Origin of the sequence: Mesorhizobium sp. M0923, from assembly GCF_040319365.1 — a bacterium.
GTDB lineage: Bacteria > Pseudomonadota > Alphaproteobacteria > Rhizobiales > Rhizobiaceae > Mesorhizobium.
This window is the reverse complement of sequence record NZ_JAMYNW010000001.1, coordinates 674,690-695,034: the sequence shown is the minus strand read 5'-3', so window position 1 is coordinate 695,034 and position 20,345 is coordinate 674,690. Positions and strand designations below refer to the sequence as shown.

20 protein-coding genes and 1 pseudogene are annotated in these 20,345 nt (G+C 61.7%); 18 read left to right on the top strand and 3 right to left on the bottom strand.

The genetic code is table 11. The annotated features are described in order from the left end of the window. Positions 1 to 22 precede the first annotated feature (22 nt). The 5 genes and pseudogenes from sseA (at position 23) to NKH89_RS03320 (ending at position 3,556) form a co-directional block, all read left to right on the top strand. The gene (gene sseA, locus NKH89_RS03340; RefSeq protein ID WP_352908398.1) at positions 23 to 880 is read left to right on the top strand and encodes a 3-mercaptopyruvate sulfurtransferase; all 858 of its coding nucleotides are present in this window, start codon (positions 23 to 25) and stop codon (positions 878 to 880) included. Next, the gene (locus tag NKH89_RS03335) at positions 880 to 1,443 is read left to right on the top strand and encodes a GNAT family N-acetyltransferase (RefSeq protein WP_023717547.1); all 564 of its coding nucleotides are present in this window, start codon (positions 880 to 882) and stop codon (positions 1,441 to 1,443) included. The genes sseA and NKH89_RS03335 overlap by 1 nt, the downstream gene beginning before the upstream one ends. 86 nt (positions 1,444 to 1,529) lie before the next feature. Next, positions 1,530 to 2,088 (top strand): annotated as a pseudogene (locus tag NKH89_RS03330) (OmpA family protein). A 116-nt stretch (positions 2,089 to 2,204) separates the two neighbouring features. Next, positions 2,205 to 3,011 (top strand): 4-hydroxy-tetrahydrodipicolinate reductase, encoded by an 807-nt coding sequence (gene dapB, locus NKH89_RS03325; protein WP_352908397.1) that lies wholly within the window; start codon positions 2,205 to 2,207, stop codon positions 3,009 to 3,011. Between the two features lie 77 nt (positions 3,012 to 3,088). Then, positions 3,089 to 3,556 (top strand): DUF1203 domain-containing protein, encoded by a 468-nt coding sequence (locus NKH89_RS03320; protein ID WP_352496511.1) that lies wholly within the window; start codon positions 3,089 to 3,091, stop codon positions 3,554 to 3,556. A gap of 245 nt (positions 3,557 to 3,801) precedes the next feature. Here the strand turns inward: NKH89_RS03320 and ald are convergent, their stop codons facing one another. After that, entirely contained in the window at positions 3,802 to 4,917 is a 1,116-nt protein-coding gene (gene ald, locus NKH89_RS03315; protein WP_352496510.1) for an alanine dehydrogenase, read from the bottom strand. A gap of 158 nt (positions 4,918 to 5,075) precedes the next feature. Here ald and NKH89_RS03310 point away from each other — a divergent pair, with 158 nt between their 5' ends. Then, a complete protein-coding gene (locus NKH89_RS03310) occupies positions 5,076 to 5,549 on the top strand; it encodes an Lrp/AsnC family transcriptional regulator (protein ID WP_023675099.1) in 474 nt (157 codons plus the stop codon). Positions 5,550 to 5,596: 47 nt separating this feature from the next. Here NKH89_RS03310 and NKH89_RS03305 read toward each other — a convergent pair whose 3' ends face one another. Continuing rightward, complete coding sequence (locus NKH89_RS03305) at positions 5,597 to 6,253, bottom strand: 5-formyltetrahydrofolate cyclo-ligase (RefSeq protein WP_352496509.1); 657 nt, start codon at positions 6,251 to 6,253, stop codon at positions 5,597 to 5,599. A 180-nt stretch (positions 6,254 to 6,433) separates the two neighbouring features. Between NKH89_RS03305 and NKH89_RS03300 the strand changes: the two genes are divergently transcribed. Further along, on the top strand, positions 6,434 to 7,699 hold the full coding sequence (locus NKH89_RS03300) for an NAD(P)/FAD-dependent oxidoreductase (RefSeq protein WP_352496508.1): 1,266 nt from the start codon (positions 6,434 to 6,436) through the stop codon (positions 7,697 to 7,699). A 130-nt stretch (positions 7,700 to 7,829) separates the two neighbouring features. Next, the gene (locus NKH89_RS03295) at positions 7,830 to 9,809 is read left to right on the top strand and encodes a bifunctional 2',3'-cyclic-nucleotide 2'-phosphodiesterase/3'-nucleotidase (RefSeq protein ID WP_352496507.1); all 1,980 of its coding nucleotides are present in this window, start codon (positions 7,830 to 7,832) and stop codon (positions 9,807 to 9,809) included. Positions 9,810 to 9,896: 87 nt separating this feature from the next. Here the strand turns inward: NKH89_RS03295 and NKH89_RS03290 are convergent, their stop codons facing one another. Next, positions 9,897 to 10,886: a glycerophosphodiester phosphodiesterase family protein gene (locus tag NKH89_RS03290; RefSeq protein WP_352908396.1), complete on the bottom strand. Its 990-nt coding sequence runs from the start codon at positions 10,884 to 10,886 to the stop codon at positions 9,897 to 9,899. 186 nt (positions 10,887 to 11,072) lie between these two features. Between NKH89_RS03290 and NKH89_RS03285 the strand changes: the two genes are divergently transcribed. The 10 genes from NKH89_RS03285 (at position 11,073) to NKH89_RS03240 (ending at position 20,335) form a co-directional block, all read left to right on the top strand. Beyond that, positions 11,073 to 11,207, top strand: a complete 135-nt coding sequence (locus NKH89_RS03285; protein WP_023675095.1) for a hypothetical protein — start codon at positions 11,073 to 11,075, stop codon at positions 11,205 to 11,207. A 102-nt stretch (positions 11,208 to 11,309) separates the two neighbouring features. After that, a complete protein-coding gene (locus NKH89_RS03280; protein ID WP_023717556.1) occupies positions 11,310 to 11,597 on the top strand; it encodes a Dabb family protein in 288 nt (95 codons plus the stop codon). Between the two features lie 305 nt (positions 11,598 to 11,902). Next, on the top strand, positions 11,903 to 12,787 hold the full coding sequence (locus NKH89_RS03275; RefSeq protein WP_352482533.1) for a VOC family protein: 885 nt from the start codon (positions 11,903 to 11,905) through the stop codon (positions 12,785 to 12,787). After that, complete coding sequence (gene kdsA, locus NKH89_RS03270; RefSeq protein WP_031193559.1) at positions 12,784 to 13,635, top strand: 3-deoxy-8-phosphooctulonate synthase; 852 nt, start codon at positions 12,784 to 12,786, stop codon at positions 13,633 to 13,635. Before NKH89_RS03275 ends, kdsA begins: the two co-directional genes overlap by 4 nt. A 122-nt stretch (positions 13,636 to 13,757) precedes the next feature. Beyond that, on the top strand, positions 13,758 to 14,123 hold the full coding sequence (locus NKH89_RS03265) for a PRC-barrel domain-containing protein (protein ID WP_352908395.1): 366 nt from the start codon (positions 13,758 to 13,760) through the stop codon (positions 14,121 to 14,123). Positions 14,124 to 14,522: 399 nt separating this feature from the next. Then, entirely contained in the window at positions 14,523 to 15,797 is a 1,275-nt protein-coding gene (gene eno, locus NKH89_RS03260; protein WP_352908394.1) for a phosphopyruvate hydratase, read from the top strand. 134 nt (positions 15,798 to 15,931) lie between these two features. After that, entirely contained in the window at positions 15,932 to 16,252 is a 321-nt protein-coding gene (locus NKH89_RS03255; RefSeq protein ID WP_352482536.1) for an FtsB family cell division protein, read from the top strand. 171 nt (positions 16,253 to 16,423) lie between these two features. Then, positions 16,424 to 17,464 carry a pyruvate dehydrogenase (acetyl-transferring) E1 component subunit alpha gene (gene pdhA / locus NKH89_RS03250; RefSeq protein WP_502895946.1) on the top strand — a complete coding sequence of 347 codons (1,041 nt, stop codon included), beginning with the start codon at positions 16,424 to 16,426 and terminating at the stop codon, positions 17,462 to 17,464. A gap of 15 nt (positions 17,465 to 17,479) precedes the next feature. Beyond that, complete coding sequence (locus NKH89_RS03245; RefSeq protein WP_352482537.1) at positions 17,480 to 18,901, top strand: pyruvate dehydrogenase complex E1 component subunit beta; 1,422 nt, start codon at positions 17,480 to 17,482, stop codon at positions 18,899 to 18,901. 18 nt (positions 18,902 to 18,919) lie between these two features. Next, on the top strand, positions 18,920 to 20,335 hold the full coding sequence (locus NKH89_RS03240) for a pyruvate dehydrogenase complex dihydrolipoamide acetyltransferase (protein ID WP_352908393.1): 1,416 nt from the start codon (positions 18,920 to 18,922) through the stop codon (positions 20,333 to 20,335). Positions 20,336 to 20,345: the final 10 nt, after the last annotated feature.

The window sequence follows — 20,345 nt, the reverse complement described above, 5'->3', positions numbered from 1 at the left end:
CAGGCGGGACAGGAGAGAAAAGATGGCCGACGACAGTCCTTTCACCATCGATGCCGATTGGTTGCAGAAGCGGCTCGGCGAGCCTGGGCTGACGATCGTCGACGCGTCCTGGTATCTGCCGGCGCAAAAGCGCGACGCGCGCGCCGAGTATGACGCAGCGAATATTCCAGGCGCCCGCTTCCTAGACCAGGATGCGGTTTCGGACCCCGACGCGGCTCTGCCTCACACGCTGCCGTCGCCGCAGCATTTTGCCCAATATGTCGGCGCGATGGGCATTTCGGCCGACGACACGATTGTTGTCTATGACGGGCCAGGGTTCTTTTCTGCACCGCGCGCCTGGTGGTTGTTTCGCGTTATGGGCGTGTTCCAGGTCTATATACTCGACGGCGGTTTCGATCGTTGGAAAGCCGCCGGACGGCCGGTGACGGCGGAGCCGACGAAGATCGCGCCTTGCGTGTTTTATGCCAACTTCGATGCCGCCCGCGTCGCCAGCCTTGCCGACATGCGCCGGATCGTCGAGACGGGGGAGAGCCAGATCGCCGACGCACGCTCGCCTGGCCGTTTTGCCGGCACCGAGCCGGAGCCGCGCCCCGGCATCCGCTTCGGCCACATGCCGGGCGCGCACAACGTGCCGTTTTCGGCGCTTTCGGAAAACGGCGAATTGCTGCCCAAGGACAGGCTGCGCAAAGTGATCGAGGAGGCCGGCATCGATCTGTCGAAGCCGGTCGTCACCTCCTGCGGTTCGGGGGTCACCGCGGCAGCCATCACGCTGGCCCTGGAGACGCTTGGCCATGCCGAAAACAGGCTTTACGACGGGTCATGGACGGAATGGGGTGGGCTTTCCGACACGCCCGTCGTGACGGGCAAGGACCGACGGTGATGAAAAACGGAGCGCTGGAAGACATCGACGTCACCGTGACATTTCTCGAAATGCATGTGCCGCCTGCCTATTCGCCGCCGCTGCCGTACAACCGCCAGATCGCGCTGCTCAAGACCAAAGACATTCCGCTGCATTTCTACCGCTATTTGATGGATCGGGTCGGCCGCAAATGGCACTGGGTCAACGTGCTGAGACTGAATGACGAGGAGCTTGCGGCGGGCATCCATCGCGAGGACCGCGACATCAGGGTGCTTTATCTCGACGGCGCGCCGGCCGGCTTCTTCGACCTCAAGCCGCATCTGCCGGAGGAAGTGGAACTCGCTTATTTCGGCATGATGGAGCACGCGACCGGGCAAGGCATTGGCCGCTGGTTCCTCGGTGCGGCAATCGCCGCAGCCTGGGCGCACGGACCCAAGCGGGTGACGGTGCAGACCTGCACCCTTGATCACCCAGCAGCCTTGCCGCTTTATCAAAAACTCGGCTTCACGCCGGTGGCGCAAAAAAAGGAGGTCGTACATCCGATGCCTTTTGCCGAGCGCGCGGCCAGCGTCATGCGGCCCTGATTTTCAGGCTCGTTCATCCAAGCTTCAGCTAGTCTTTGCCATCTTGTCGGCATCACAATGCGGCCGAGGGCCGAAGGAGAAAAGACATGCTGACCCGACGCACATTTGCCGCCGTGCTGGTTGCGGCACTCGCCATGCCGACCCTTGCCGTTGCCCAGGCGACCACGCCTTCGGCCGCCACGATCGAGCGCCAGCTTGAAGCCGCGCCCCGGGGTGAAGCTGCGCCCGAATCAGCGCGTCACCATCCGCGAATTCAAGAAGCGGCCGGACTTGCGGCGCATGGTCCGCTCTATCGATATCCAGTCGATCAATTTCGCCTTCGGCTCGGCTGCCATTTCCGAATCGCAATACGCCAAGATCGAAAACATCGCCGATGCACTTCAGCGCGTTCTGCGGCGCGATCCGGGTGCCCGCGTGCTGATCGAAGGCCATACCGATGCTGTGGGCTCCTTCCAGTCGAATCAGATTTTGTCCGAACAACGTGCCGCCTCGCTGAAGCGCACCTTGCTGCGTGAATTCGGTGTGCCGGGCTATGCGCTCGAAACCGTCGGCTACGGCGAGGAGTTCCTGCTCGTGCAGACGCAGAATGAGAACTGGCGAAATCGCCGGGTGACGCTGCGCCGCTTCGACGACTTCATCCGTTAAAATGATCTAGCCGTTCAGGGTCTGGATCAATATTCAAAGGCGAGCCCGACTTGAATGAGCCGGGCTCTTTCCATATCGCTGTCGTCTAAAAACCGATGGTGATGGAGGATCGCACGATGGCAATTCGCGTGGTAATGGCCGGCGCGACCGGTTGGGTCGGCAAGGCGCTGGTTCCGGCGATCGGGGCGCAAGGTGACATGGCGCTGGCCGGGGCTGTGTCACGTAGCGGCGCGGGGCAGGATTCCGGCCTGCTGGTTGGCATGCCGGCTAATGGTATCTCCGTTTCGGCCTCGCTGGCCGAGGCGCTGGAGGCGCCGTCGGACGTACTGGTCGACTTCACCAAGCCACATGTCGTGAAAGACCATGTGCTGCTCGCCATCGACAAGGGACGGCACGCTGTGATCGGCACATCGGGACTGGGTGCTGCCGACTATGCCGACATCGACGCCGCGGCGCGCGCCCACGGCGTCGGCGTCGTTGCCGCCGGCAACTTTTCCGTCACCGCTACGCTGATGAAGCGGTTTGCACTTATGGCGGCAAAATACGTGCCGGATGTCGAGGTCATCGATTATGCCAGTGCAAAGAAGCCCGACGCGCCCTCCGGTACCGCGCGGGAACTTGCTGAAGCGCTGGCCGACATCCGCAAGGCTTCGACGGCAAAGCCGGTCTCCGAGGTCTCCGGCGTGCCGGCTACACGCGGTGCTGCGGTCGGCACGGGCGAGGGTGTGCAAGTGCACGCCCTTCGCCTGCCGTCCTACATCCTGTCCTGCGAGGCGTTGTTCGGCCTGCCAGACGAGCGGCTGACTATCCGCCACGACGCCGGCTCGTCCGCGGCGCCTTACGTGGCGGGCACGCTGCTCGCCATCAGACGGGTACAGCAGATCAAGGGTCTGGTTCGCGGTCTCGACGCGCTGATGGACTGATCCATTTCGGCAGGAATCGGGTGGGAAGCTCTGTCTTGCGAGCATAATTTCCGGTCAACGACACCGGAGATTTAGCCATGACGCTGAAATTCAAAGCCTTGCCAACCGATGCGGTCCGCGCACTTCAGCGCGGCGGGCCTGATGCTTATGGCTTGAAGCCAGAGCGGAAGATTTCGGATGGCGACGGCGTGCCCTGCCGTCATTGCCTGAAGAATGTTGCTGCGGGAGAAGCCTATCTTGTTCTGGCCTATCGGCCTTTTCCGGAACTGCAGCCTTATGCCGAAACCGGGCCGATCTTTCTGCATGCGGAGGAATGCGAACGCGCCGCCGAGGGGAAAACGCCTCCCGATATGCTCGAAAGCGGCGAATACATCGTGCGCGGCTACGGCAAGGACGACCGCATCGTCTATGGCAGCGGCGGCGTCATTCCGACCGATGCCATCGCGGCACGGGCGGAGACGTTGTTCGAAAGCGACGACATTGCTTACGTCCACATCCGCTCGGCGCGCAACAATTGCTATCAGTGTCGGATAGACCGGGTGTAACCGGATAGGCTGCACCGGCTTGGGCTGTCGTACTCCCGTCGTATTCTTGCGATAGAGAGGGATGGTCGATTGATTTGCCGACCGCGGATGAACCGGCGGAAATCTCGACAACCGAGGAAGCGGGGCTTTGGCTCCGCTTTTTTGTTGTCGGGTTATTCCGCGCGCCCGACACTTTTCAGTTTTTCGACATAAGAAAAACCCGTCGGACGAAACCGACGGGCACTGGAGAGGCAGATTCGGACAGCTCAGGCCGCGAGAACGGCCTTCGGCTCGACCAGCTCATAGCCAAGTGCTTCGGCCACTGCGCGATTCGTGATCTTGCCCTTGTGGACGTTCAGCCCGTTGCGCAGATGGTGGTCGTCTACCAGCGCCTTGAGGCCCTTGTCGGCGAGCTGCAGGCCATAGTGCAGCGTCGCATTGTTGAGCGCGTGGGCCGATGTGACCGGCACCGCACCCGGCATGTTGGCGACGCAATAGTGGATGACGCCGTCGACCGCATAGGTCGGCTCGGCATGGGTGGTGGCGTGCGAGGTCTCGAAGCAGCCGCCCTGGTCGATGGCGACGTCGACCAGCACGGCGCCTTTCCTCATGCCCGAGAGCATTTCGCGCGTCACCAGCTTGGGCGCGGCTGCCCCCGGGATCAGCACGGCGCCGACGACGATGTCAGCCGAAAAACATTCTTCCTCCAGCGCCTCGACGGTCGAGTAGCGGGTGTGGACGCGGCCTCCAAAGATATCGTCGAGCTGACGCAGGCGCGGGATCGAGCGGTCGATGATGGTGACGTCGGCGCCAAGCCCGGCAGCCATCCGTGCAGCATGCAGGCCGACGACGCCGCCACCGAGCACAGTGACCTTGCCGGGCAGCACGCCGGGCACGCCGCCAAGCAGCACACCGCGGCCGCCATTGGCCTTTTGCAGCGCCGTGGCCCCCGCCTGGATCGACAGGCGGCCGGCAACTTCCGACATCGGTGCCAAGAGCGGCAGGCCGCCGCGCTCGTCGGTGACGGTCTCGTAAGCTATTGCGGTGACGCCGGAGGCCAGCAGGCCCTTGGTCTGCTCCGGATCCGGGGCGAGATGCAGATAGGTGTAGAGGATCTGGCCGTCGCGGAGCTGAACCCATTCGTTGGGCTGCGGCTCCTTGACCTTCACGATCATGTCCGACTTGGCAAACACGTCGGCGGCCGTCTTGGCGATCGTGGCGCCGGCGGCGCGGTACGCGTTGTCGTCGGCTCCGATGCCGGCGCCGGCGCCGGTCTCGATCAGCACTTCATGGCCATGCGCGACATATTCGCGGACCGAGCCCGGTGTCAGGCCGACGCGGTATTCATGGTTCTTGATTTCCCGGGGGCAACCGACGCGCATCTTTTTTCTCCTGATCCGGCCCTTTTAGGGCCTGTTCCCTGTCTAGAGATAGTGAACCACGAATCGTTCGGTAAGTGTTTGCGAATGCGCTTGCCTAAGAGACTACTGTTCGATAATCGTTGCGCGAAACAGTAGAATTATCGCAGGAACCCGCAAAAATGCCGCTCGACAGGATTGATATCGCCATTCTCGAGACATTGCAGAAGGATGGGCGGATACCCAATGCAGCGCTCGCCGAAAAGGTCGGCCTGTCGCAGTCGGCCTGTTCGCGGCGGCTGGACAATCTGGAGAAATCCGGAACCATCCGCGGCTATCACGCCCGGCTGTCCAACGCTGCACTTGGGCACCAGATGACGGCGATCGTGCATATATCGCTGTCCGGGCAATTCGAGAAGACGTTGTCGGATTTCGAAGCAGCGATAAAGCGCTGCCCGAACGTCCTGTCCTGCCATCTAATGTCGGGCGAGTATGATTACATCCTGCGCATCGCGGCGAAGGATCTCGTCGACTACGAACGCATCCACAAGGAGTGGCTTTCGGCAATGCCGCATGTGACGAAGATCAATTCGTCCTTTGCCTTGCGCGAAATCGTCGATCGCACGGCCGTTGGAATGAAGCCTGAGCTAGCCTAGGCCCCGAACTCGCCTAAGCCCCGAACTCGCCTAGGCCCCAAACTCGCCTAAACGTTGAATGACTCGGTCACCACACGGTCCATCGGAATATCGTGCGGCTGCGGGTAGATGGTCACGATGCGCTGCAACTCGTAGCCGACGCCGATGACCAGCGGCTTGAACGGCATCGCGGCAAGCGTGCGATCGAAGAAGCCGCCGCCATAGCCCAAGCGAAAATGTCCGGGATCGATGCCGACGATCGGCGAAATGACGATGTCGGGCAGTACCGGATCGCCCTCGGCCGGTATCGGGATATTCCAGACGCCCTTCTCCAGCCGGTCTCCGTGGGTATAGGCGCGAAAGACAAGCGGCCGGTCTTTCTCCACAACGACGGGCAACGCCGTTCGGCCACCCCGCGTGTTAACGGTTTCCATCCACGGGCGCAGGTCCGGCTCGCCGCGAAACGGCCAGTAGAGGCTGACCATGCTTCCGGCGATGTCGCCGATCACCGCGTCGAGACCCTCGGCAATGCGCTGCGACATGGCTGTGCGCATGTCGGCGGAAACGGCAAGGCGGGATGCGATCAACCGCTCGCGCTCGGCCTTGCGCCAGCGCCTGACATCGGTCCATTCGGATAGCGGCGCTTGGAACTCCGGATCGAGCTCGTGCATAAAACAAGGCGGCGAGGCGTACTGCCCTGAGCCTTCATCTTCATCCTTAGCCATGATTCACCTGCAATATACTGTTCCGACCAAGCCCTATCCGGGACGTAGGCTATATTCGGGAATGAGTCTGCAGCATGCGTATTCACGACATCAGGCGACGAGTCCCAGGCAGGTGCAGCGCAGGCATTGCTGCACTGCACAAGGATACTTACATCAGCCTTGGCGAGAGGGATGAGTGAGATGAACACAGCCAACCATCACGTCGTCGTCGTAGGCGCCGGATTCGGCGGCCTCGAATTCACCCGCGCACTTACTGGCGCGCCGGTGCGCATCACCATGATCGATAGGCGCAATCATCACCTCTTTCAGCCGCTACTCTACCAGGTGGCGACGACGGCGCTGGCAACCTCCGAAGTCGCCTGGCCGATCCGCCATCTCCTGCGCAAACGCAAGGACGTGACGACGCTGCTTGCGACCGTGACTGGCATCGACCGCACCGGCAAGCGCGTGCTGCTGCAGGATGGCGGAGCGGTCGCCTACGACACGCTGCTGCTGGCCACCGGTGCGCGGCACGCCTATTTCGGCCATGACGAATGGGAGCCGTTCGCGCCGGGCCTGAAGACGCTGGAGGACGCCACCACCATCCGACGGCGTATTCTTTTGGCTTTCGAGCAGGCCGAGCGGGAAACCGATCCCGCCAAGCGCCAGGCACTGCTGACGCTGGCGATCGTCGGCGGCGGGCCGACCGGCGTGGAATTGGCCGGCACGATTGCCGAACTGGCGCATGACACGCTGCGCGGCGAGTTCCGCAACATCGACACGCGCGAGACGCGTGTGGTGCTGATTGAGGCCGGCGACCGCGTTCTTGCCAATTTCGCGCCGGAGCTCTCCGTTTATGCAATGAAGGCGCTCGAACGACTCGGCGTGACCGTCGAACTCGGCCGGGCGGTTACACGCTGCGATGCTGAGGGTGTCGTCTTCGGCGACAGGCATTTGCCGGCCAGGACAATTCTTTGGGCGGCGGGCGTCGCCGCTTCGCCGGCCGCCGAATGGCTCGGCACGGCAGCGGACCGCGCGGGCAGGGTGCTTGTCGAGCCCGACCTCACTGTGCCGGGAAACCCGGAGATTTTCGTCATCGGTGACGCAGCACACGTCCTGCGGCCGGATGGCCGGCTGGTGCCGGGCGTCGCGCCCGCCGCCAAGCAGCAGGGACGGCACGTCGCCGCGACGATCAAGGCCAGGCTCGCCGGCGAAACAACGGTACGTCCGTTCCGCTACAGGCATGACGGCGATTTGGCGACGATCGGCAAGCGCGCCGCGGCCATCGATTTCGGCTGGATCAAGCTCACCGGCCGGCTTGCCTGGTGGCTATGGGGCTTGGCGCATATCTACTTCCTGATCGGCTTCCGTAACCGGCTTGCGGTTTCCCTGAGCTGGCTATGGATCTACTTCACCGGTCAGCGCAGCGCTCGGCTGATCACCCAGGGCGACGACGACAAGGGCTGATTGTTCGCTGCCGGACGTTCATCGGCGCGTCACCTCCTCTTGATGGAATCGACTTCTGGACTCGGCTGGATTTCGGCGCGAAGCTTTGCTTCGGGCAGGACTTGTCACGTCGTGGAAGAAAGAGAAACGAATGTCCCAATTGCGCCACCTCGTCTCACGCCGCGATTTCCTCGCCGGCGTCGCCACCGGCGGAGCGCTGATCATGCTGCACCCGTTCTCCGCCCGGGCTCAAGCCAATCAGGCGCATCTGAGGATTATGGAGACGACCGACATCCACGTGAACGTGCTTCCTTACGATTACTACGCCGACAAACCTAACGACACGATGGGGCTGTCGCGAACGGCATCATTGATTGAAGCCGTGCGCAAGGAAGCAACCAACGCGATGCTGATCGATAATGGCGACATTCTGCAAGGCAACCCGATGGGCGACTACTTCGCCTACGAGAGGGGCATGAAGGACGGCGATCTGCATCCGGTCATGAAGGGCATGAACCTGCTCGGCTACGAATGCTCGACGCTCGGCAATCACGAATTCAACTACGGCCTGTCGTTCATGGACAAGGTGCTGGCCGGAGCCAATTTCCCGTTCGTCTGCGCGAATTTGATCCGCGGCACGGAGCTTGCCGCGAACCCGCGCGAAGACAAGCTTTATCTCAAACCTTACGTCATCCTCGACAGGAAGATCAAAGACGGGTCGGGCGCCGAGCAGCCGATCAGGATCGGCATCATCGGCTTCGTGCCGCCGCAGATCATGGTCTGGGACCTGAAAAATCTCGAGGGCAGCGTCAAGACGCGCGACATCGTCGAGGCGGCCAAGGCGTGGGTGCCGCAGATGAAGGAAGAAGGCGCCGACATCATCATTGCGCTCTCCCATTCCGGCATCGACGCGAAGCAAGGCGACATGATGGAGAATGCCTCCTTCTTCGTTGCCGGTGTCGAAGGTATCGATGCGGTGTTCACGGGCCACCAGCATCTGGTCTTCCCTGGTAAGAAGGACTTTCAGTCGCTGGAGGCCGTCGATACGGCGAAAGGCACGTTGCAAGGCAAGCCCGCCGTCATGGCCGGCTTCTGGGGCTCGCATATGGGGCTGATCGATCTGTTGCTGGAGCGCGACGGATCGACATGGAAAATCGTCTCGGCGACCTCTGAGGCCAGGCCTATCTTTGAGCGGGCCGACAAGACGAACAAGCCGACCGTCGCTGACGACCAGCGCATCGTCGACGCGCTCAAACAGGACCACGAGGCGACGCTTGCCTATGTGCGTCGGCCGGTCGGCAAAACCTCGGCGCCGCTTTATTCCTATTTTGCGCTGGTCGCCGACGATCCATCGGTGCAGATCGTGAGCCAGGCGCAGACCTGGTACTTGAAGGACATCCTGAAGAACACCGAGTGGAAGGATATGCCGCTGCTGTCGGCGGCGGCACCGTTCAAGGCGGGCGGGCGCAACGGCGCCGACTATTACACCGACGTGCCGGTAGGCGATATCGCCATAAAGAACGTCGCCGACCTCTATCTCTATCCAAACATGGTGCGCGCCGTCGAAATCACGGGGGCAGAGGTGAAGGAATGGCTGGAAATGTCGGCCGGCATCTTCAACCGGATCGAGCCGGGCAAAGCTGACCAGGCGCTCATCAACACCGACTTCCCGTCTTATAATTTCGACGTGATCGACGGCGTCACCTACCGGATCGACCTGTCGCAGCCACCGAAATATGATTCGAAGGGCGGGCTGGTGAACGCCGGCTCGAACCGCATCATTGACTTGATGTTCGACGGCAAACCAATTGATCCCATGCGGAAATTCGTCGTCGCAACCAACAACTACCGGGCCGGCGGCGGCGGCAATTTCCCGGAGATCAATGCCTCGAAGATCATCTACGAAGCGCCCGACACCAACCGCGACGTGATCGTGCGCTATATCGTCAGCAAAGGCACCATCAACCCGTCGGCGGATGCCAACTGGTCGTTTGTGCCGCTGCCGGAAACCAGCGTCGTGTTCCAGACCGGCGCCAAGGCGAGAGAGTTTATTGCGCAAGTGAAGTCGCTGAAGATCGAGCCGGCGGGCGAGGGCGAAGCGGGGTTTTCCAAGTACCGCATCACTCTTTGAGGCGAGGATTTGAGCGTCGGCTCGAAACTGTCTCAGCGTTAAGATACTGTCCCGATACGGCCGATCCGTTTGAGGCAGGCAGCCTCTTCAGGCAGGTGGTGCGAAACGCCGCTTGACGGCAGGCATGACCAGATCCAGCGCATCCGTCGAAATCCCACCGGAATAATCGTCCGGCAGTTGGTCGATTGAGGCGGGGTCGTCGAGGCCTTGTGAAAAGCCGCCGCCGGAATAGGGACCGAGCAGGTAGACGCGGCTGCCGACGCTGTCCATACGGTCGAGAAAACGGCCGGGCCAGCCCCACATCCACTTTGCGACATTGACGGGGATGAGCAAGGTGCCCTGGCGGCAGGCATCCGGAACGTAGCCACTCCAGCCGAGCGCAGCATAGCGAAGAATGCAGCGCGTCAGGGACGCGCGGCTCTGTGTGTGCATGTCCGGCAACGCTGCCTTCACTGCTTCTATAGGCCTGTCGCCGCCATAGACCGTCAGATTGGCGCGCTCGGCCGGCGTCAATGTGGCGAGCCAGGCGGCCAGCATCTCGCCTTCCTTGGGATCGTTGCTTTTGATATTGATATTAAAACGCCGGTTCGGGAAGCGCTGCAAGACTTCATCCAGCGACGGCATCATGCCGACACCCTTGCCGCGAAACGGAAAGGTCTTGCCGCCATCGGCAGTGTAGCCATAACCGATATCGAGCGTCTTCAATTCGAACATCGCATGGCGGCGCGTTTCTCCCTTGCCGTTGGTGCGACAATCCAGCGTCCAATCGTGGAAGACGGCGAACTTGCCGTCCGTAGTGGGATGGACATCGAGTTCGAGCGCGTCCGCACCGAGCGCGAAGGCGGCTTCCATCGAGGGTATCGTGTTTTCGAGGAAGGAATGGCGCGGCGTCAGCATGCGATCGGCCGTGCATGTTTCCGATCCGAGGTTCGTACGGTCGAAATCCTGAGCCAGGCCGCGATGGGCAAGCACCGAAGGGGTGACGGCCGGCCGGCTCGACAGCAGCGAAGTGTTGTTGAGCCAGATGCCGCCTGCAGCGACAAGAACTGCAATGAGGGAGATCGTCCGTTTTCGCATGGTATGATTCCTGAAGCGGTCGTCGAAGCCGAGCGGGGTTATCTTTCCAAGCCGCCTGCAGCGGTAGCGCCAGTTTGGCCAGCAAGCATCGCAGCAGACAGACCAAAGACCGTTAAAATTCGGGGAGGGTCCCAGCAGGGCCGGAATCACTATGGTTGCAACCACCCATATGCGCTAGTTTTAGCCATGCGTTATGTCATCATCATCACGACCGTCACCTTCTTCCTGATCTGGGACGGCATTTACAACCAAGGCCGCTACCTCGACAGGACCATCAGGGAGGTGACCCGCGTCGTGCACTATGTAACCAGTATGGTGTAGTTTCTCTTCTTCGCCACGGTTCGCCGACGCGACATCCTGCCGATTGACGGCACGCTCCCGCTGACACAAAAGAACGCCGGTCCAACGGTCGAGGAGGCTGGGTTGATCCGGCATATCGTTTTCTTCAGCGCGCGGCGTAAAGTGGACGTCGAGGCAGTGCGTACGGGTCTGCTGGCGCTTGGCAAGATACCTCACTCGCGCCGTTTCGAGGTGACGCTCAACACCAAGGTCGATCCGCTCTCGGACGAAATCGATGTGGTCGTCTACGCCGAGTTCGAAGACGAGGCAGCGCTCGCCGCCTACAAGGCGCATCCGCTCTATGCAGAGACCACCAGCCGGGTAAAACCGCTGCGCGAATTGCGTTATTCGGCCGATATCGTCGCAAGTTGACCGCCCCCAAGGCAGATTTCACCTCGCGGAGCGGGGCCGCGCCGCAGCCCGATTCATTCCGTCTGAGCCGCGGAGGTCTCGGTCGGATCGACGCCCGGCCGCTTTGGCGCGTTCCAGATCAGCACGGCGATAACTGCTATCGCAATAACGGCCAGGGCAATGAAAAGGTCTCTTCCCCTGGCAATGAGCTAGGGTGATTTTTGACGGCGGCAAGTCGGCTCCTCGCGGCCGGGCACTGCGATCGCCGCCGAGGTGCCGGCTAAGCCCTTGAACCATTTTCAGGAATGAGGCACACCGCGCGGGACATGACCGAGAACACCCCCGCAAGCCCTCATCCGCTCGATCACCTGGTGTTGCCGACCGCGAGCCTCGATGTTGCGCGGGCGCGCTTGACCTTGCTCGGCTTTACCGTTGCGCCGACGGGTATCCATCCCTTCGGAACGGAAAACTGTTGTGTCTTCCTCACCGACGGTACCTATCTCGAGCCGCTCGCGGTCGCCGACCGACAGGCCGTGGCAACGGCGATCGCGAACCGCAATGTCTTTGTCGCGCGGGATCACACCTATCGCGAAAGAAACGGTGATGAAGGATTTTCTGCCGTGGTGCTGGGCACCGAAAGCGCCGTCGCGGACCACGCGCGCTTCATCGAAGCCGGACTGTCGGCGGGAGACATGCTCAGCTTTTCGCGCGCCTTCGCTGATGCGACAGGAAAGAGCGACACCGCATCATTCAAGCTTGCCTTCGCGGCTCTAGGCAAGGCAACGGACGCTTTTCTCTTCGCCTGCGAACGGATCAATGCGCCGAAGGTCGACCGCACCGCTTTGCAGGCCCACGCTAATGGCGCAACCGGCATTGTCGAAGTCGTGGCAGTCAGCCGCGAACCTTCCGAACAAGGCCATGTGATTTCGATCGCAGCCGGGATGGAGGCGCAGAGCGGCACTGTCTATAAGCGGCCGAATGCCGCTGTGACCGTTCTGGATCCTGCAGCCTTTGCGGCACGCTTCGGCATTCCCGCCGGCGCGCCGTCTGAACTCCGCTTTGCTGGGATCGTCTTTTCGATTAGGCACTGCGACACCGTCGCAAAGCTGCTTGCAGCCAATTCCGTCAAACACGACATACGCGGCGGTGATATCATCGTGCCGCCGGCGCCAGGGCAGGGCGCGGCCTTCATTTTCCGGGAGATCGCATGAACAAGCTCAATCCTCTGATGCCAAATTCTTCCGTTGCGATCGGAAAGGTCATTTTCGGCAACAGCGCGCCCCTATCGCTGATCGCCGGTCCATGCCAGCTGGAATCGCGGCAGCACGCTTTCGACATGGCCGGTGCGCTGAAGGAATTGACCGAACGGCTCGGCATCGGGCTCGTCTACAAGACCAGCTACGACAAGGCCAATCGCACCTCGCTTGGCGGCACGCGCGGTGCGGGACTTGAAGCGGCAATGCCGATCTTCGACGATTTGCGCAAGAATTTTTCGCTGCCGATCCTGACCGACGTCCACACTGAGGAACAATGCGCGATCGTCGCGCCGCATGTCGACATTCTGCAGATTCCTGCCTTCCTCAGCCGGCAGACCGATTTGCTGATTGCTGCGGCAAGAACCGGCAAGGTGGTCAATGTAAAGAAGGGCCAATTCCTCGCGCCATGGGACATGAAGAACGTCGTCGCCAAGATCACCGGCTCCGGCAACGCCAATGTCTTGGTGACCGAGCGCGGCGCATCCTTTGGTTACAACACCTTGGTGTCCGACATGAGGGCGCTGCCGATCATGGCCGAGATCGGCGCGCCGGTCATTTTCGATGCCACTCATTCGGTGCAGCAGCCGGGCGGGCAGGGCGGTTCGTCTGGGGGCGACCGGCGCTTTGTCGAGACGCTGGCGCGCGCGGCTGTCGCGGTTGGCGTCGCCGGCGTCTTCATCGAGACGCACCAGGACCCCGACAACGCGCCTTCCGACGGCCCCAACATGGTGCCGCTAAAGGATCTTCCCGCATTGCTTGAACGGCTGATGGCGTTCGATCGCATCGCCAAGAGCGTGGGTTGAACCAGCAGTTGCGCCACAGCAGCGTCGCCAAGAAAACTTTGAAGAATTTCGAACCTGTCTGGAACCTTAGCCCGCGGCCCTCATTGTCAAAATCTAATGTCAACGACGACGAGGAGCACACCATGACGACCCAGACGGGACACACCGAAGCCATTGCCGCTTCGCGGGTTATCGGCACATCGGTCTACAACACGGAAGGCACTCATATCGGCGACATTGAGGACGTCATGCTCGACAAATTGTCGAACGGAATCATGTTCGCCGTGATCGGTTTTGGCGGATTTCTCGGCATTGGCGAGAAATACCACGCCATTCCGTGGGCGAGCCTTGATTATGATGAGAACAGGGGTGGCTATGTCGTGCCGTTCACCAAAGACCAGCTGATGGCCGCTCCTTCCTACTCGATCAACGAGCTGACCGGCGCCGAGGGCGAGGCTGCACGTGACGCCTCATACAACTACTACAAGGTCGAGCCTTACTGGCACTGACTAAGTCTCCTGGAATCAAAAAGGCCCCCGGGAAATCGGGGGCCTTTCGATGTGGCGGGATGCTACTGCGCAATTTGCAGGGCCGGCAAAGGCGACGATCCCTGCGGGGGTTGCTGATTGTCGCACGACGTCAGGAACGCAGCCGCAATCAGGAACAAACTCACAATACCGCTCAACTGGGACATGGCGAAACTCCTCCTGTTTCGCCCCGCGCGACAACAGCCATAAACCAGAAACCGGCATGCCGCGCATGACAAATGATGACAGCGCTTTGTGCTTCGTGAATCCCAAGAGCGGCAATGGGCGCACGGGCAATATTTGCAAGTGCCCCGATTGCGTTTTGCAGCGCTTTGGCTAAGAGGTGCGCGACGCTTCAATCGATCAATCGGGGACATCGCAATGACGGCCATCATCGACATTGTCGGGCGTGAAATCCTGGACAGCCGCGGAAATCCGACCGTCGAGGTCGACGTCGTGCTCGAAGACGGCTCAATGGGCCGCGCCGCGGTGCCGTCCGGCGCATCGACCGGCGCGCATGAGGCGGTCGAACTGCGCGACGGCGGCCCCCGCTATCTCGGCAAGGGCGTGCTCAGGGCGGTTGAGGCAGTGAACGGCGAGCTGTTCGAGGCGATCGGCGGCATGGAGGCCGAGGATCAGATCCACATCGACCAAACCATGATCGAGCTCGATGGTACGCCCAACAAGAGCCGGCTCGGCGCCAATGCCATTCTCGGTGTGTCGCTGGCCGTGGCCAAGGCCGCGGCCGAAGCGGCCGGCCTGCCGCTCTACCGTTATGTCGGCGGCACCAAGGCGCATGTGCTGCCGGTGCCGATGATGAACATCATCAACGGCGGTGCGCATGCCGACAACCCGATCGATTTCCAGGAATTCATGATTCTGCCGATCGGCGCGCCGACGCTGCGCGATGGCGTGCGCTGGGGCTCGGAGATATTCCACACGCTGCGGAAGAGGCTGAAGGATGCCGGCCATAACACCAATGTCGGCGACGAGGGCGGCTTTGCCCCCAACCTGAAAAGCGCGCCGGCCGCGCTCGACTTCATCATGGAATCGATCGAGAAGGCCGGCTTCAGGCCAGGCGAGGAGGTCGCACTCGGACTCGACTGCGCGGCGACCGAGTTCTTCAAGGACGGCAACTACGTCTATGAAGGCGAGAAGAAGACCCGCGACCCGAAGGCGCAAGCCAAATATCTGGCCAAGCTCGCTGCCGACTACCCGATCATCACCATCGAGGACGGCCTGGCCGAGGACGACTGGGACGGCTGGAAAATGCTGACCGACCTCATCGGCAAGCAAACGCAGCTGGTTGGCGACGATCTGTTCGTCACCAACACGGCGCGGTTGCGCGACGGCATCCGCATGGGTGTCGCCAATTCGATCCTGGTCAAGGTCAACCAGATCGGCTCGCTTACCGAAACGCTCGACGCCGTCGAGACCGCGCACAAGGCCGGCTATACCGCGGTGATGTCGCACCGCTCGGGCGAGACCGAGGATTCGACCATCGCCGACCTCGCCGTTGCCACCAATTGCGGGCAGATCAAGACTGGCTCGCTGTCACGCTCGGACCGCATGGCCAAGTACAACCAGCTCATCCGCATCGAAGAGGAACTCGGCAAGCAGGCGCGGTATGCCGGCAAGTCGATCGTTAAAAGCTGATTTTCGACAGAAAATCCGAGCGAGCGAGGGCGGGGACATTCCCGCCCTTTTGCTTTCAGGGCTCCGAATCCAGCAATCCGTAACCGTCCATTAAGCACAATCGGGCGACAAAGGCGGCGCAGAGGATTCGGACCATGTGGACACGCCAGCACAAGCAAAGAAACACCGGCCGGCTGATCATCCCCTCGCTCTGCGTGGTGTTCCTGACCTATTTCGGCTTCCATGCCTATCATGGCGAGTTCGGCATCTATTCCAAGTATCGGCTCGAAGCCGAGACTGTCGCATTGCAGGGCAGGCTTGATGCCGTCAAGGCACGCCGGATCGACCTGGAGCGCCGCGTCCAGCTGATGCATGAGGGCACGCTCGAGAAGGACATGCTGGACGAGCAGGCGCGCAAGGCGCTCAATCTGTCCCATGCCGACGAGATCACCATCATGCTGCCGGTCGCAAGATAACGCAATTTCAGTTAATCGGCGATATTTGCAATGATTTTAGGCGCTTAGATGCATGACAGCCATGCGTTTTCGGCATGGCGAAAGCCTTCCCTGCATGTTAGCCTGCCTCAAATCGGTGGGAGAACTGATCTCCCTCGCTGTCCGCCAAGAGACGCCAACAGGGAGTGATGCATGGCCACCGCCGCCAGAAAAGCGCCTGCCAAATCCAAATCCGACGGCAAAACGATGGGCCTTTCCACCCCAAAGCCTGTTGAATTCACCAAAGACCAGGAGCTTGCCGCCTACCGGCACATGCTGCTCATCCGCCGCTTCGAGGAAAAGGCCGGCCAGCTTTACGGCATGGGCTTCATCGGCGGTTTCTGCCATCTCTACATCGGCCAGGAGGCGGTCGTTACCGGCATGAAGATGGCGCTGATCGATGGCGACCAGATGATCACCGCCTATCGCGACCATGGCCATATGCTGGCCATGGAGTTGTCGCCGCGCGGCGTCATGGCCGAACTGACCGGGCGCCGTAGCGGCCTGTCGAGAGGCAAGGGCGGCTCCATGCACATGTTCTCCAAGGAGAAGCATTTTTACGGCGGCCACGGCATCGTCGGCGCGCAAGTGTCGCTCGGCACCGGCATTGCCTTCGCCAACCGCTATCGCGGCAACAACAATATGACGCTGACCTATTTCGGCGATGGCGCCGCGAATCAGGGCCAGGTCTACGAAAGCTTCAATATGGCCTCGCTATGGAAGCTTCCGGTGGTCTACATCATCGAGAACAACCGCTACGCCATGGGCACCTCGGTCTCGCGCTCGTCGGCCGAGACGGATTTTTCGCATCGCGGCGCCTCCTTCAAGATTCCAGGCATCCAGGTCGACGGCATGGATGTGCGCGCCGTCAAGGCCGCCGGCGACCTCGCCGCCGAATGGTGCCGCGCCGGCAACGGGCCGCTCATTCTCGAAATGCAGACCTACCGCTACCGCGGCCATTCGATGTCGGATCCAGCAAAATACCGCTCCAAGGAAGAAGTGCAGAAAATGCGCTCCGAACGTGACCCGATCGAACAGGTCAAGGCACGGTTGCTCGACAAGAAATGGGCAAGCGAGGACGAGCTCAAGGCCATCGACAAGGAAGTCCGCGACGTTGTCGCCGACGCTGCAGAATTTGCCCAGAACGACGCGGAGCCGGATCCGTCCGAGCTCTGGACCGATATCGTACTTTAACGAGAGGGCAAGGACATGCCGATCGAAATTCTCATGCCCGCCCTCTCGCCGACCATGGAAGAGGGTAATGTTTCCAAGTGGTTGAAGAAAGAAGGCGACAAAGTCGCAGCCGGTGACGCCATTGCCGAGATCGAAACCGACAAGGCAACGATGGAAGTCGAAGCCGTCGATGAAGGCACACTTGCCAAGATCGTGGTTCCTGCCGGCACCGAAGGCGTCAAGGTCAACACGCTGATCGCTGTGCTGGCCCTCGATGGCGAAGACATCGACGAGGCGGGCGAAGGCATTGGCGAGGAGGCTGTCGAGTCGCAAGCGGCAGCGCCCGCGGCTGCTCCGGCCCCCGCGGCTGCTCCGGCCCCCGCTGCTGCTCCGGCCAAGAGCGAAGCGGCAACACCTGTTGCCGCCGCGCCCAAGCTGGAAATTGCCGCCGATCCGGACATCCCGGCCGGCACCGAAATGGTCTCGACCACGGTGCGTGAAGCGTTGCGCGACGCAATGGCGGAGGAAATGCGCCGCGACGGCGACGTCTTCGTCATGGGCGAGGAAGTCGCCGAGTACCAGGGCGCCTACAAGATCACACAAGGCCTGTTGCAGGAATTCGGTCCGAGACGCGTGGTCGACACGCCGATCACCGAGCACGGCTTTGCCGGCGTTGGTGTTGGCGCGGCGATGGCCGGCCTGAAGCCGATCGTCGAATTCATGACCTTCAACTTCGCCATGCAGGCGATCGACCAGATCATCAATTCAGCCGCCAAGACGCTCTACATGTCCGGCGGCCAGATGGGCGCCCCGATCGTCTTTCGCGGCCCGAACGGCGCTGCTGCCCGCGTCGCCGCGCAGCATTCGCAGTGCTATGCCGCCTGGTACAGCCATATTCCTGGATTGAAGGTGGTGATGCCTTATACCGCCGCCGACGCCAAGGGTCTGCTCAAGGCGGCGATCCGCGATCCGAACCCGGTCATCTTCCTCGAAAACGAAATCCTTTACGGCCACTCCTTCGACGTGCCGAAGATGGACGATTTCGTGTTGCCGATCGGCAAGGCGCGCATTCACAAATCCGGCAAGGACGTGACCATCGTCTCGTTCGGCATCGGCATGACCTACGCGATCAAGGCGGAGGCGGAGTTGCGCGGCATGGGCATCGATGCCGAGATCATCGACTTGCGCACTATCCGCCCGCTCGACTTCGACACGATCATCGCCTCGGTCAAAAAGACCAATCGCCTGGTGGTGGTCGAGGAAGGCTTTCCGCAGAACTCGGTCGGCGACCATATCGCCAATCAGGTCTCACAGCGCGCCTTCGATTTCCTCGACGCACCGGTCATTACCATTGCCGGCAAGGACGTGCCGATGCCCTATGCGGCGAACCTCGAAAAGCTGGCGCTGCCCAATGTCGGCGAGGTCGTCGAGGCGGTCAAAGCCGTCACGTATCGCTGAGCAGGGCGGGAGGACAAAATGCCGATCAACATCACCATGCCGGCGCTGTCGCCCACGATGGAAGAGGGCAATCTTTCCAAGTGGTTGGTCAAGGAAGGCGACAAGGTTTCGCCGGGCGACGTGATTGCCGAAATCGAGACCGACAAGGCAACGATGGAAGTCGAAGCCGTCGACGAAGGCACGGTTGCCAAGCTGGTGGTTCCGGCCGGCACTGAAGGCGTCAAGGTCAATGCGCTGATCGCGGTGCTGGCGGCGGAGGGCGAGGATGCTGCTTCTGCCGCCAAAAGCGGTGATGGCGCTGCGCCGGCAAAGGCGGCGGCGAAGCCGCAAAACCCGCCACACCCCCCCCCCGTGGGGCCGATGCCGACTAAGTCGACCTCGGGGGGCGCTGTCCCCCACGCCGCAGGGCCCGAGGCGCCCCCCTCTGGCCTGCCGGCCATCTCCCCCACACGGGGGGAGATCAGCCAATCCGCGAACGGCCGCATCTTCGCCTCGCCGCTGGCCCGCCGCATCGCCAAGGAAGCCGGTGTCGATGTGTCGGCGGTGACGGGCTCCGGCCCGCATGGTCGCGTGGTCAGGGCCGATGTCGAGGCCGCAATTTCCAGTGGCGGCGCCAAGGCGGCACCAGCAGCAAAAGCAGCGGCCGCCGGTGCTCCGGCACCTGCGGCAGCAGCACCCAAGCCAATGTCCGACGAGCAGGTGCTCAAACTGTTTGCCGAAGGCTCCTACGAGCTGGTCCCCCACGACAATATGCGCAAGACAATTGCGCGGCGGCTGGTCGAGGCCAAGACCACCATCCCGCATTTCTATCTGACGCTCGACTGCGAGCTCGACGCACTTCTGGCCCTGCGCACGCAGATCAATGCGGCCGCCCCGGTGAAGAAGACCGAGAAGGGGGAAACGCCGGCCTATAAGCTTTCCGTCAATGACATGGTCATCAAGGCTCTGGCCATGGCGCTGATGGCGGTGCCGGATGCCAATGCGTCGTGGACAGAAAACGCCATGGTCAAGCACAAGCATGCCGATGTCGGTGTTGCAGTGTCGATCCCCGGCGGCTTGATCACGCCAATCATCCGGCGTGCCGACGAAAAGACGCTGTCCGTTATCTCCAACGAGATGAAGGATCTTGCCGGCCGCGCCCGCAGCCGCAAGCTGAAGCCGGAAGAATATCAGGGCGGCACCACGGCAGTGTCCAATCTCGGCATGTTCGGCATCAAGGATTTTTCTGCCGTCATCAACCCACCGCATGCGACGATCCTGGCGGTCGGCGCCGGAGAGCAACGCGCGGTGGTCAAGAACGGCGAGATCAAGATCGCCACGATCATGTCGGTGACGTTGTCGACCGATCACCGCGCCGTCGACGGTGCGCTCGGCGCCGAGCTGCTCGTCGCCTTCAAACGCATGGTCGAAAACCCGATGGGCATGCTGGTCTAAGAGAAGGGAA